The following is a 12,553-nucleotide window of genomic DNA, read 5'->3' as shown; positions in this document are numbered from 1 at the left end:
AATTCGCAACCGACCGGTATGTGACTGTGAAGATTGCTGCGAACCGTACTTCGATGCTCGTTCGGCTTGCCGGGGCAGGTACCTTAGGCGAATGTTCTCCAAAGTCCTGGTCGCCAACCGCGGCGAGATCGCCATTCGCGCCTTCCGCGCGGCCTACGAACTCGGCATCGGCACCGTCGCGGTATTCCCCTATGAGGACCGCAACTCGGTGCACCGGTTGAAGGCCGACGAGGCCTATCAGATCGGCGAGCCGGGTCATCCGGTGCGCGCGTACCTGTCGATCGAGGAGATCATCAAGGCGGCCAAGACTTCCGGCGCCGACGCGATCTACCCGGGTTACGGTTTTCTTTCCGAGAACCCGGATCTCGCGGCCGCGTGCGCCCGCGAGGGCATCACCTTCATCGGGCCGTCGGCGGAGATCCTCGAATGGACCGGTAACAAGGCCACGGCCATCGCCGCGGCCAAGGCAGCCGGACTGCCCGTGCTGGCCTCGAGCAAGCCGTCCGCGGACGTGGACGAGCTCCTGAAGGCGTCGGAGTCCATGGAGTTCCCGGTCTTCGTCAAGGCCGTGGCCGGCGGCGGCGGGCGCGGCATGCGCCGGGTCGGGGACCCCGCGCAGTTGCGCGAGGCCATCGAAGCGGCTGCGCGCGAAGCGGAGTCGGCGTTCGGCGATCCCACGGTGTTCCTCGAGCAGGCGGTCATCAACCCCCGCCACATCGAGGTGCAGATCCTGGGCGATCAGCAGGGCAACGTCATTCACCTCTACGAGCGCGACTGTTCGCTGCAGCGCCGCCACCAGAAGGTGATCGAGATGGCGCCCGCCCCGAACCTGGATCCCGCATTGCGGGACAAGATCTGCGCCGACGCCGTCGCGTTCGCGAAGCAGATCGGGTACAGCTGCGCGGGCACGGTGGAGTTCCTGCTCGACGAGCGCGGCAACCACGTGTTCATCGAGATGAATCCGCGTATCCAGGTGGAGCACACGGTGACCGAGGAGATCACCGATGTGGATCTGGTGCAGTCGCAGATGCGGATCGCCGCCGGTGAATCGCTGGAAGATCTCGGCCTGAGCCAGGAGTCGATCGTCATCCGGGGCGCGGCGCTGCAGTGCCGCATCACCACCGAGGATCCCGCCAACGGCTTCCGGCCGGACACCGGCCGCATCACCGGCTACCGCTCACCCGGTGGCGCGGGCGTGCGCCTGGACGGCGGCACCAACGTCGGCGCGGAGGTCGGCGCGTACTTCGACTCCATGCTGGTCAAGCTCACCTGCCGGGGCCGGGATTTCCAGACCGCGATGGCGCGCTCGCGCCGCGCGGTCGCCGAGTTCCGCATCCGTGGCGTGACGACCAACATCCCGTTCCTGCTGGCTGTGCTGGACGATCCGGATTTCCGGGCGGGCCGGGTCACCACCTCGTTCATCGACGAGCGCCCGCAGCTGCTCACCCTCAAGAGCTCCGCCGACCGCGGCACGAAGATCCTGAACTACCTGGCCGACGTCACGGTCAACAAGCCGCACGGCTCCCGGCCCACCGCCGTCTACCCGCACGACAAGCTGCCCGCCCTGGACATGACCGTGGCGCCGCCCGCCGGTTCGCGCGATCGGCTCCTGGAGCTCGGGCCCGAGGGGTTCGCGCGGGCGCTGCGCGAGCAGAAGGCCCTCGCCGTCACCGACACGACGTTCCGCGACGCGCACCAGTCGCTGCTCGCCACGCGCGTGCGCACCAACGGCCTGCTCGATGTCGCGGGGCACGTGGCGCGCATGACGCCGGAGCTGCTGTCCATCGAATGCTGGGGCGGCGCAACCTATGACGTGGCGCTGCGGTTCCTGTACGAGGACCCGTGGGAGCGGTTGGCCGCGCTGCGCGAGGCCGTACCGAACATCAACCTGCAGATGCTGCTGCGCGGGCGCAACACCGTCGGCTACACGCCGTACCCCGAAAAGGTAACGCGCGCTTTCGTTTCCGAGGCCACCGCGACCGGCATCGACATCTTCCGCATCTTCGACGCGCTCAACAACGTCGATCAGATGCGCCCGGCGATCGACGCCGTTCGCGAAACCGGTACTGCCCTGGCCGAAGTCGCGCTCTCCTACACCGGCGACCTCTCGAACCCGGACGAGGATCTGTACACCCTCGACTACTACCTGAAGCTGGCCGAGCAGATCGTGGAAGCCGGTGCGCACGTCATCGGCATCAAGGACATGGCCGGTCTGCTGCGCGCTCCGGCCGCGACCACTTTGGTGACCGCGCTGCGCCGCGAGTTCGATCTGCCCGTGCACGTGCACACCCACGACACCCCCGGCGGCCAGCTCGCGACCTACCTCGCCGCCTGGCAGGCCGGAGCCGACGCGGTCGACGGTGCGAGTGCGCCCATGGCGGGAACCACCAGCCAGCCCGCGCTGTCGGCGATCGTCGCCGCGACCGCGAACTCCCCGCACGACACCGGTCTGAACCTGCAGAACGTGTGCGACCTCGAGCCGTACTGGGAGGCGCTGCGCAAGGTGTACGGGCCGTTCGAGTCCGGGCTGCCCGGCCCGACGGGTCGCGTGTACACCCACGAGATTCCGGGTGGTCAGCTCTCGAATCTGCGGCAGCAGGCCATCGCGCTGGGTCTGGGTGATCAGTTCGAGCAGGTCGAGGCGAAATACGCCGCAGCGGATCGACTTCTGGGCCGGCTGGTCAAGGTCACCCCGTCCTCGAAGGTCGTCGGCGATCTCGCCCTCGCCCTCGTCGGCACGGGCGTGGACGTCGAGGACTTCGCCACCGATCCGGGCCGCTACGACATCCCGGATTCGGTGATCGGTTTCCTGCGCGGGGAACTCGGCACCCCGGCGGGCGGCTGGCCCGAGCCCTTCCGCAGCCGGGCCCTGGCCGGGCGCGGCCCGGCCAAGCCGGAGACCCGGCTCACCGCCGAGGACGAGGCCGGTCTGAACGGCAGTTCCGAGGAGCGCCGCGCCACCCTCAACAACCTGCTGTTCCCTGGGCCCACCTCCGAATTCCTCGCGCACCGCGAGAAGTACGGCGACACCACCAACCTGTCCGCGAACCAGTTCTTCTACGGCCTGCGCCACGACGAAGAGCATCACGTGCAGCTGGACAAGGGCGTCACCCTGCTCATCGGGCTCGAAGCGATCTCCGAGCCGGACGAGCGCGGCATGCGCACCGTGATGTGCATCCTCAACGGCCAGCTGCGCCCGATCACCGTGCGCGACAGGTCCATTGCCAGCGAGGTGCCCACCGCGGAGAAGGCCGACAAGAACAACGCCGGTCATATCGCAGCGCCGTTCGCCGGCGTGGTCACCCTCGCCGTGGGCGAGGGCGACACGGTGGCCGCGGGCGACACCATCGGCACCATCGAGGCCATGAAGATGGAGGCCGCCATCACCGCGCCGCGCTCGGGCCGGGTGCGCCGGGTCGCCATCGGCAAGGTGCAGCAGGTGGAAGGCGGCGATCTGCTGGTGGAGGTCAGTCTCACCGAGGCCGCGGCCGAGTGACCCGCATCGTCGCGGGCACCGCGGGCGGACGCCGGTTGCGCGTTCCGCCCGCGGGCACCCGCCCCACCTCCGATCGGGTCCGCGAGGCGCTGTTCAATCTCGTCTTCTCGCGCATGGACTTCGACGGCCTGCGGGTGCTGGACCTGTACGCCGGATCCGGCGCGCTGGGCCTGGAAGCGCTGTCCCGCGGCGCATCCCACGCCCTGCTGGTCGAAGCCGACCGCAAGGCCGCCGCGGTGATTCGCGGCAATATCGACGACCTCGCCCTGCCGGGGGCGGACCTGCGCATGAACAGCGTCGCCGCCGTCGTCGGCAGGCCGGGCCACGTCGCCACCCCGCCCGGCGGGCCCTACGATCTCGTGTTCTCCGACCCGCCGTACGACGTGGACGTGGCCGAGGTGCAGGCAGATGTCCGGGCACTGGCGGAGGGCGCGTGGCTGACCCCCGGTGCGCTCCTGGTCATCGAACGTTCCACCCGGTCACCGCAGGTGAGCTGGCCCGCCGGTTTCACCCCCGAGAAGTCCCGCAAGTACGGCGAAACCCGTTTGGACATAGCCGAATACACCCCGGGTACCGACTAGCGCGACGCCGTGGGCGGGCAGCGCCGCGAGACGTTCCCGAATGCCGGTGTGGCGATCAAGGCTTCCGGGCGGCCCCCGAAAAGCGGTGCCGATGTGCGCCGTCGCCGGGACGCGCGAGCCGCGATGTCGTGCGGCGGTGCGAACTTCGCGGCCGGGCGGGCCGCCGGGCACGGGCCGTGCCCGAACCGGCGATGCGGTCTGCGGTAGCGTGCGGCCATGGCTGGAGCATTGTGCCCGGGTTCGTTCGACCCGGTGACCAACGGACATCTCGACGTGTTCAACCGGGTGGCCGAGCAATTCGACGACGTCGTGGTGACGGTGGTGATCAACCCCAACAAGCAGGGGATGTTCACCGTCGAGGAGCGGATGGATCTCATTCGCGAGGTCACCGCGCACCTGCCCAACGTACGGGTGGAATCCTGGCGCGGCCTGCTGGTGGACTTCGCCAAGGAGCAGGGGATCAGCGCCATCGTGAAGGGCCTGCGGGACGCCACCGACTTCGGGTACGAGCAGCAGATGGCCCAGATGAACCGCAAGCTCACCGGGGTCGACACCTATTTCATCGCCACCAACCCGCTCTACGGGTTCGTCTCCAGTTCCCTGGTGAAGGAGGTCGCCACCCTCGGCGGCGACGTCACCGACCTGCTCCCGCCCGCGGTGCACAAGGCCCTGCTCGCGCGTATCGCCGAACGACAAGCGGCCAAGTAGCTCGGCAGCGCGCGAGCCGCCCTCCCGGACCCGCACGAGCGTTGCTCCCGGCGCTCGTGCGGGGACGACCTCACAGCGGGTGCAGCGTTGTTCGCCGGGGCTCCGGGACGGCGGCGGGCTCGATCCGGCCGTCGAAACGGTGCGTGCCGGGGCGTGCGAGGGCCGCGCACAGGCGGTGCGCGGGACCGCTGCCCGCCAGGTCGGCCCACGTCCAGCGGACCACGCGCACACCGAGCGCCCGCAGGTAATGCTCGCGAATCATCTCCCGCCGCACCACCTCCGGGACGTCGTCGCCGTGGCGTAGCCGCCGCCCGTACCGGACCGGGCCGTCGAATTCGCAGACCACGCCGGTGTTCTCGTAATAGAACCCGACCCGCGCCACGAAGCGGCCGTCGGCGGTCAGCACGTTGCCGCGGGTACGCGGGACCGGTAGCGCCATCCGGCGCAGCATGATTCGGCTCAGCGACTCGCCCGCGCCGCCGCTGCGGCCGTCCAGGAAGGCCACCACATCCTTGGCCTGGGCGATGCCGTGCCTGCCCCCGGCCAGGGCGAGCTCCCGCGCCAGTTCACCGCCGCCGATGCCGAACATGCCCACCAGGGCGTCGCCCGCCACCACCGCGGACTCGAACGGCAGACTCAGCGCCAGGTCGACGACCGTGCGCGCGGGCGGGGTCAGCAGCAGCCCGTGCCAGCGCACGGCCGCGTGCAGGGGCGAGCCGTGCACGCGGGTCAGCGGCCGAGTTCTGCCCCCGCCCCGGCGATTTCGCGTGACGCACACCCGATCCAGGGGCGTGCGCCACAGCGGCGCGCCGTACAGCAGCGCCGCGGACTGATGGCTCACCACCGTCTCCCCGGCCATGTCCGGCAGCACCGCTTCGATCAGCATCCGGTGCCGCGCCCGCGAATCGGGCACGGTGGTGTGCGGGCCCCGGCCCTGCGGCCGCCACCCGAGTCCCCTTGTCGCGCAAGCGCCCGCTCCCGCGTGCACCACGTCACCGTCCGCGCCGTCCGGGCGCCGGGACCTCATTCCCCCTCCTCTTTCCGCGGCCGTCCCGGCCGTCGATGGTGTCGCACACAGCAATCGCGTTCCCGGCCCACCGGCCGCCACGGACCAGGTCCGTGCGCGTCCCGCCGTCCGCCGAGGCATCCGTGCCCGTGCCGCATAGCGAAAACCCCTCTCGTAGGTCGATGCTGGTTTTGACGCAGCACCGATCGAGACGGTTCCACCGGCCCCGGAAATGCCGAATCCCCGTACCACTTGCCGGATTTCGACCGGATCGTGGTGACGGGGATTCGTGTGTCGGACGCGGGGGAGGGTGTCAGAAGACCCAGAGTCGCAGGGTCAGGAAGCGCATGGTGCCGACTGCGGCGGTGATCGCCAGGACCGCGCCGGCCTGGGCGAAGCCGCCGAGTCCGGGGGCGGTGTTCTGCAGGATCGCCAGCCCGCCCGCGGTGATGGCGAGCCCGGCCAGGGCCAGCCCGCCGCCCTCGAGCTGCGCGGTGAACCAGCGCACCCGGCCGGCCGCGTGGAAGGTCAGGCGGCGGTGCAGTTCGTTGGCGACGGCGGTGCTCACGATGGATCCGGCCAGATTGGCCAGCTGCGGCCCGCCGCCGTAGAAGGCGAGGAACAGCAGTAGGTAGCCGATATTGCTCAGCCCGCCGACCGCGGCGAAGCGCACCAGCTGGGCCAGGGCGTGATCGCTGCGGATCCAGGCGCCGAACTGTCCGGTCCAGCGTGCCCCGACGCCGCGCACGACGTCGGCGCCGTACGCATAGGTATCGATCAGGGTGGGCACGGGCAACATGGGGGCCCGCTGCGGGATGTCCAGGACAGCCATTGTCTTTTCCCATCGAACACGTCGGGCCCGGCCCGGCGGAGTGTCCCTCTACGCTTCAAACACTCGGTACTATGTGTTCAGTATCGACTGAACAAAACGAACAGTCAATGCCCCGGGGCTCCGCTGCCCCGCCAACACTTTCTTGCTCAATGAATGTAACACCAACTGGAGGCGTTTCCTCCACTTCTTTTTGTGGTCTATGAAACAGCAACGCGACACGCCGTGTCGCACGTGTTGACAGCCGCTCGGCAGGCAGACTGGCAAGAACGGAGAACCTCGCCGTGGGAGTCCTGGCAGGAAAGAGGGGATAGCAGGCATGTACCGGGTATTCGAAGCGCTCGACGAGCTCGTGGCCATCATCGAGGAGGCGCGGGGCATCCCCCCGACCCGAAACTGCATCGTGCCGCGCGGTGAGGTGCTCGAACTACTCGACGACGTCCGCGAGGCCCTGCCCGGCGAGCTGGACGACGCCCAGGACGTGCTCGATCATCGCGACAAGATCGTCACCGACGCCCGCGACGCCGCCGAGACCGCCGTGACCGGCGCGAACGAGCAGGCGCACAACACCATCACCGGCGCCCGGGACGAAGCCGACCGCATCCTCGCCGATGCCAAGGCCCACGCCGACCGCATGGTCGCCGAGGCTCGGGCGCACGCCGAGCACCTGGTCAGCGACGCCGAGGCCGAAGCCGAACGGGTCGTCACCGAGGGCAACCAGGAATACGAGATGGTCACCGGCCGCGCCCGCAGCGAAGCCGACCGCATGACCGCCGCCGGCCAGGCCTCCTTCGATCGGTCGGTCGCCGACGGCAAGGCCGAACAGGAACGCCTGGTCTCGGCCACCGAGGTGGTCCGGGCCGCGCACGTGGAGTCCGCGCGGCTCATCGACTCCGCCCAGGCCGACTCCGATCGGCTGCGGATCGAATGCGACGAATACGTCGACGGCAAGCTCGCCTCCTTCGAGGAGACCCTGAGCAACACCCTGCGCATCATCGGCAAGGGGCGCAGCCAGGTTCGCCCGCCCGCGCCGACCTCGCACATCCCCGACTACGCCGCTGAGTTCGGCCGCTGATCGGCCGCACCCCGATTGGGCCCTGAGCGTGCGCTTCGGTATTGTGGGGTGGTTGCCCATTCCACACCCGAAGGTGAGTGAACCCTGATGTCCGCCGATTCCGGTTCCACGCATCGTCACCGTCGTACGACGGCCGACGACGCGGGCTTCAATCTGGATACGCGACGTCTGGGCCGCAAGCCCGGATCGATCCTGCCCGTGCGGCGAACCTTCGCCACCGGCGATCGCATCGGCCTGGAAATGGTCGGCATCCCGGCGGGCGCCGAGGTCGAACTCGACGTCAACCTGCAGTCGGTGTCCGAGGGCGTCCTGCTCATGGGCACCCTGCGCGCACCCGTCGAGGGCGAATGCTCGCGGTGCCTCGAATCGTTCACCGATTCGATCGAACTGCAGCTCACCGAACTGTTCGCCTACCCGGACAGCGCGACCGAGCAGACCACCGAGGAAGACGAGATCCATCGCCTGGTGGACGACATGATCGAGCTCGAACCGGTCGTCATCGACGCCGTCGGGCTGGAACTGTCGCTGCAGCCGGTGTGCGAGCCCGATTGCCCGGGATTGTGCGCCGAATGCGGCGTCCGGCTGGCGATTGCGGAATCCGGCCATGGTCATGAGATACTTGACCCTCGCTGGGCCGGGCTCGCGAAACTCGACGTCACGGATGGCGACAAACCGTCCATGAATTAGCCCCTCGGCTGCGGTGTCCTCGCACATCGCGCCGAACCCATCAAGCACAGATTTCACCCTTGCGGACCACGGTGGTTCCGTGAGTATGAGGACAGAGGAGAAGTAGTCGTGGCCGTTCCGAAGCGCCGGATGTCCCGTTCCAACACCCACTCGCGCCGGAGCCAGTGGAAGGCCAGCGCGCCTACCCTGATCACCTGCCCGAACCGCGCCTGCGGCCAGGCCACCCTGCCGCACATCGCGTGCCCCTCCTGCGGCACCTACAAGGGCCGTCAGATCACCGCCGCGGTCTGATTCTCTGATCCAGCCGATCGTGACCGCCAGCAAGGACGCGGCGGAGGCGCCCGCCGTGGGTGACTCCGCCGACCATTCCAGCCTGCTCGAAGCGCTCGGCGTCGGCCTGCGACCGGACCTGTTGCGCCTCGCGCTCACCCACCGGTCGTACGCCTACGAGAACGGCGGGCTGCCGACGAACGAGCGCCTGGAGTTTCTGGGCGACTCGGTGCTCGGCCTGAGCATCACCGAACGCCTGTACCTGGAGCATCCGGATAAATCCGAGGGCGAACTCGCCAAGCTGCGCGCAAGTGTGGTCAACATGCATGCGCTCGCGGAGGTGGCTCGCACCCTCGGCGCCGGTGGTCTGGGCCGGCATCTGTTGCTCGGTAAGGGCGAAGAGCTCACCGGTGGCCGGGACAAGCCCAGCATTCTCGCCGACGGTATGGAGTCGCTGCTCGGGGCAGTACACCTCGAGCACGGAATCGATACCGCGCGGACCGTGGTGCTGCGGCTGTTCGCCGAGCTGCTCGAGCGCGGCCCCCGCATGGGCGCCGGACTCGACTGGAAGACGAGCCTGCAGGAGCTGACCGCCGAGCGTGGCATCGGCGTCCCCAGCTACGAAATCACCTCTACCGGACCGGATCACGACAAGGAGTTCACCGCGACAGCGGTGATCGGTGGCCGGTCGTACGGACAGGGCGTGGGGCGTTCCAAGAAGGAAGCCGAACAGAAGGCCGCGGGCGCCGCGTACCAGGCTCTGAATGATCAGAACGCCGAAAACGGTACCGCCGCCGACGGTTCGGCGTAATCGGGTCGGGACTATCATTCTCCCGTGCCCGAGCTGCCCGAAGTAGAAGTCGTACGGCGCGGTCTCACCGAACACGTGGTGGGCCGCGTCGTCACCGCTGTCACGGTCCGCCATCTGCGTTCGGTCCGGCGGCACCTGCCCGGGGGCGATGATCTCGCCGCCCGGTTGACCGGCCTGCGGGTCGAATCCGCGCAGCGGCGCGGCAAATTCCTGTGGCTCACCTTCGACGAGCCCGACACCTCGCTCGTCGTCCATCTCGGCATGAGCGGGCAGATGCTGGTGCAGGCCGCCGATTCCCCGCGGGAGAAGCACGCGCACATCATCGCGACCCTCGATTCGGGGGACGAACTGCGGTTCGTCGATCAGCGCACCTTCGGCGGCTGGCAGCTGGCCGATCTGGTCGAGGTGGACGGGACGCTGGTGCCCGAGCCGGTCGCGCACATCGCGCGCGACCCCCTGGATCCACTCTTCGACGGCGACGCGGTCGTCAAACGCTTGCGCGCCAAGCATTCCGAGATCAAGCGACTGCTGCTGGATCAGACCGTGGTCTCCGGCATCGGGAACATCTACGCCGACGAGGCGTTGTGGCGGGCCGGAATCCACGGCGAGCGGGTCGCGGCCAAGCTGACCCGCCCGGCGCTCAATACCCTTCTGACCGAAGCGAGTTCGGTCATGAGCGATGCGCTGCTGGCCGGGGGGACCTCGTTCGACGCGCTCTACGTGAACGTCAACGGGCAGTCCGGCTACTTCGAGCGATCGCTCAATGCCTATGGCCGCGAACATGAACCGTGCCGGCGCTGCGGTGCGCCGATGGCGCGGGAGAAGTTCATGAACCGCTCGTCGTTCTCCTGCCCGCGCTGCCAGCCGCGGCCGCGCGGCTGACGGTCCGCGACACTCATCGCCACCGCATCGACGGTCCGCGCCCCGCTGGGGTCGCTGACCGTCCGCTCTTCGGAAGAGCGTCCCCGCGCGCGCCTGTGAAGCGCTACCGTTTTCAGTAGCGGCACGCGTGGTGTCGGCTGGAGGGATCAATGCGCAAACTGACCTACTATGTGGCGGCCACCATCGACGGTTTCATCGCGTCGGAAGACGGTGCGGTCGACTTCTTCCCCGTCGGGGGTGATCACGGTCCCGCGATCACCGCCCAGTATCCCGAGACCCTGCCCACCAAGGTGCGGGAGGCGCTGGGCGTCGCACACCGCAGCACCACCTTCGACACGGTGATCATGGGCCGCAAGACCCACGATTTCGGGGTTCGTACCGGCACCTCCAGCCCGTACTCCCACCTACGCCAATTCGTGGTCTCGCAGGCCCTGCCCGAGAGCCCGGATCCCGACATCGAACTGATCTCCGGCGACCCGCTGGCCCGGGTGCGCGAGCTCAAGCGGGAGAAGGGGCTCGGCATCTGGCTGTGCGGCGGCGGCGAGCTGGCGCAGACGCTGCTGCCCGAGATCGATCAGGTGTTCCTCAAGCTGTACCCGATCGTCCTGGGCCGGGGCAGGCCGCTGTTCGGGGCGGGAGCGCGGCTGCCGGAGGCGACCCGCTTCCGGGTGCTCACCAGCCGCGTGTTCGAGGACGGCGTGGCGTTCCTGAAGTACAGCCGTATTCGCTGAACGCCGTCCGCACTAGGATTGCGGCGGTGGGATTGTCGTTCGAGACCCGTGAGTCGGATTCACCCTGGATCGACATCGTGTGGACCTGCCGCAGCGAGGAGGTCACGGAGATGACCTCCGTGGCCTCGGAGACCGTCGGCCTGGTGTTCTGGGAGCAGCGGGGCGTGGCGTACGCGAGTGTGACCGGGCCCGAGAACAAATGCGGCACCGCGCCCGTGCCCGAGGGCGCGCATTTCGTGGGGATCCAGTTCGCGGTCGGCACCGCGCTGCGCATGGTGGCCACGCCGGAACTGGTGAACGGCGGTGTGCTGCTACCGGATGTCGGCAGCCGCACCTTCGCCCTGGACGGCGAGCATCGGGAGACCCCGGCCGCCGATGACGCCGAGGCGCTGGTGCGGCGGCTGGTGCGCGACGGTGTGCTGGTGCGCGATCCGCTGGTGGCCGATCTGCTGCGCGGGCGTCGGCCGGCGGCCGCCGAGCGCACGCTGGAGCGGCGTTTCCGGGCGGCGACGGGGTTGACGCAGGGCGCGGTGCGCCAGATCGGCCGCGCGCGCACGGCCGCGGTGCTGCTCGCCGGCGGGGAGACGGCGAGCGCGGTGGTGGACAAGCTCGAGTACTACGACGAACCCCATCTGGCCCGCGCGCTGCGCAAGTACGTCGGGCGTACCGCGCAGCAGTTGCGGACCGGCGGTGGCGGGGACATCGCGCTCGACCCGGATCAGCGCACGACCTCGTACACCAGCTTGTTGACGCCGTTGGAGTAGCTCGCGGATTCGCGCAGGCGCAGTTGCTGCTTGTCCCGGTCCGAGTGGCTGAACAGGCTCTTGCCCGCGCCCAGCAGTACCGGGAAGACGAGCAGGTTGTAGCGGTCGATCAGGTCGGCGTCGGCGAGGTTGCGCGCGAGTTCGGCGCTGCCGTGGATGAAGATCGCGCCGCCCTCGGTCTCCTTGAGCTTGGCGACGTCCTCGACCGAGCGCAGGATCGTGGTCGGGCCCCAGCCGTCGAGCAGATCGTCCTCGCCGAGTCCGGTGGAGAGCACGTACTTGGGCAGGTCCTTGTACGCGGCGTGGTCCTCGGACTCGCGCCAGAACGGCGCGAACGCCTCGTAGCTGCGCCGCCCGAACAGCAGCGCGGTGGTGTCGGCGAGCTCCTCGCCCTTGAGCGAGTACGCCTCGGGCACGAACTCGGTCTCCATCACCCACCCGCCGCTGCGGTGCCCCTCGACCTTGCCGCCGGGCGAGTCCACGACGCCGTCCAGCGACATGAACCCGGTGTAGACCAATTCGCGTGCCATGTTGTCCTCCTGAGGTCCGGGGCGGAATGTCCGCCGCCGTGCTTGTGATGATCAGCCTAGGAGGGCGGCACACCCGGAGTCTTGGACGAAACCGGCACGGTTTGTATGCCGTGTTCCGGGCCGGGCCGGGCCGGGCCGGGCCGAGCCGTGGACAGCCGCGTGAAGGGCTTGTAGTTGCCTGCA

The 12,553-nt window shown here is 69.1% G+C and carries 13 protein-coding genes; 10 read left to right on the top strand and 3 right to left on the bottom strand.

The window, feature by feature from the left end; translation table 11 throughout:
• Window positions 1-91: 91 nt before the first annotated feature.
• The 3 genes from ACFVBH_RS09695 to coaD all read left to right on the top strand — a co-directional run bounded on the left by ACFVBH_RS09695 (window position 92) and on the right by coaD (window position 4,785).
• Window positions 92-3,496: a pyruvate carboxylase gene (locus ACFVBH_RS09695; RefSeq protein WP_379001061.1), complete on the top strand. Its 3,405-nt coding sequence runs from the start codon at window positions 92-94 to the stop codon at window positions 3,494-3,496.
• Window positions 3,493-4,077 (top strand): 16S rRNA (guanine(966)-N(2))-methyltransferase RsmD, encoded by a 585-nt coding sequence (gene rsmD, locus ACFVBH_RS09690; RefSeq protein WP_379001060.1) that lies wholly within the window; start codon window positions 3,493-3,495, stop codon window positions 4,075-4,077. Before ACFVBH_RS09695 ends, rsmD begins: the two co-directional genes overlap by 4 nt.
• 216 nt (window positions 4,078-4,293) lie before the next feature.
• Window positions 4,294-4,785, top strand: a complete 492-nt coding sequence (gene coaD, locus ACFVBH_RS09685) for a pantetheine-phosphate adenylyltransferase (RefSeq protein WP_379001059.1) — start codon at window positions 4,294-4,296, stop codon at window positions 4,783-4,785.
• Between the two features lie 70 nt (window positions 4,786-4,855).
• Here the strand turns inward: coaD and ACFVBH_RS09680 are convergent, their stop codons facing one another.
• Together ACFVBH_RS09680 and ACFVBH_RS09675 are read right to left on the bottom strand one after the other, a co-directional pair.
• Window positions 4,856-5,812, bottom strand: coding sequence for a hypothetical protein (locus tag ACFVBH_RS09680; RefSeq protein WP_379001057.1), 957 nt, complete (start codon window positions 5,810-5,812; stop codon window positions 4,856-4,858).
• 292 nt (window positions 5,813-6,104) lie between these two features.
• Window positions 6,105-6,623: a GtrA family protein gene (locus tag ACFVBH_RS09675; protein ID WP_379001056.1), complete on the bottom strand. Its 519-nt coding sequence runs from the start codon at window positions 6,621-6,623 to the stop codon at window positions 6,105-6,107.
• A 316-nt stretch (window positions 6,624-6,939) separates the two neighbouring features.
• Between ACFVBH_RS09675 and ACFVBH_RS09670 the strand changes: the two genes are divergently transcribed.
• From ACFVBH_RS09670 to ACFVBH_RS09640, 7 genes are all read left to right on the top strand, one after another.
• Window positions 6,940-7,695, top strand: a complete 756-nt coding sequence (locus tag ACFVBH_RS09670; RefSeq protein WP_354989854.1) for a DivIVA domain-containing protein — start codon at window positions 6,940-6,942, stop codon at window positions 7,693-7,695.
• Between the two features lie 87 nt (window positions 7,696-7,782).
• Window positions 7,783-8,382: a DUF177 domain-containing protein gene (locus tag ACFVBH_RS09665; RefSeq protein ID WP_354989855.1), complete on the top strand. Its 600-nt coding sequence runs from the start codon at window positions 7,783-7,785 to the stop codon at window positions 8,380-8,382.
• Between the two features lie 108 nt (window positions 8,383-8,490).
• Window positions 8,491-8,673, top strand: a complete 183-nt coding sequence (gene rpmF, locus ACFVBH_RS09660; protein ID WP_354989856.1) for a 50S ribosomal protein L32 — start codon at window positions 8,491-8,493, stop codon at window positions 8,671-8,673.
• 19 nt (window positions 8,674-8,692) lie between these two features.
• The gene (gene rnc / locus ACFVBH_RS09655) at window positions 8,693-9,463 is read left to right on the top strand and encodes a ribonuclease III (RefSeq protein WP_379001055.1); all 771 of its coding nucleotides are present in this window, start codon (window positions 8,693-8,695) and stop codon (window positions 9,461-9,463) included.
• A 24-nt stretch (window positions 9,464-9,487) separates the two neighbouring features.
• On the top strand, window positions 9,488-10,345 hold the full coding sequence (gene mutM / locus ACFVBH_RS09650; RefSeq protein ID WP_379001054.1) for a bifunctional DNA-formamidopyrimidine glycosylase/DNA-(apurinic or apyrimidinic site) lyase: 858 nt from the start codon (window positions 9,488-9,490) through the stop codon (window positions 10,343-10,345).
• A 149-nt stretch (window positions 10,346-10,494) separates the two neighbouring features.
• The gene (locus ACFVBH_RS09645; RefSeq protein ID WP_379001053.1) at window positions 10,495-11,076 is read left to right on the top strand and encodes a dihydrofolate reductase family protein; all 582 of its coding nucleotides are present in this window, start codon (window positions 10,495-10,497) and stop codon (window positions 11,074-11,076) included.
• Window positions 11,077-11,102: 26 nt separating this feature from the next.
• Window positions 11,103-11,840: a helix-turn-helix domain-containing protein gene (locus tag ACFVBH_RS09640; protein ID WP_379001052.1), complete on the top strand. Its 738-nt coding sequence runs from the start codon at window positions 11,103-11,105 to the stop codon at window positions 11,838-11,840.
• Here ACFVBH_RS09640 and ACFVBH_RS09635 read toward each other — a convergent pair.
• Window positions 11,795-12,370: a dihydrofolate reductase family protein gene (locus tag ACFVBH_RS09635; protein WP_379001051.1), complete on the bottom strand. Its 576-nt coding sequence runs from the start codon at window positions 12,368-12,370 to the stop codon at window positions 11,795-11,797. The genes ACFVBH_RS09640 and ACFVBH_RS09635 overlap by 46 nt on opposite strands.
• Between the last annotated feature and the right edge of the window lie 183 nt (window positions 12,371-12,553).

Source organism: Nocardia sp. NPDC057668 (assembly GCF_042799795.1).
GTDB lineage: Bacteria > Actinomycetota > Actinomycetes > Mycobacteriales > Mycobacteriaceae > Nocardia.
Note: the sequence above shows the minus strand (reverse complement) of the source record. Positions and strands in the feature narration are given on the sequence as shown.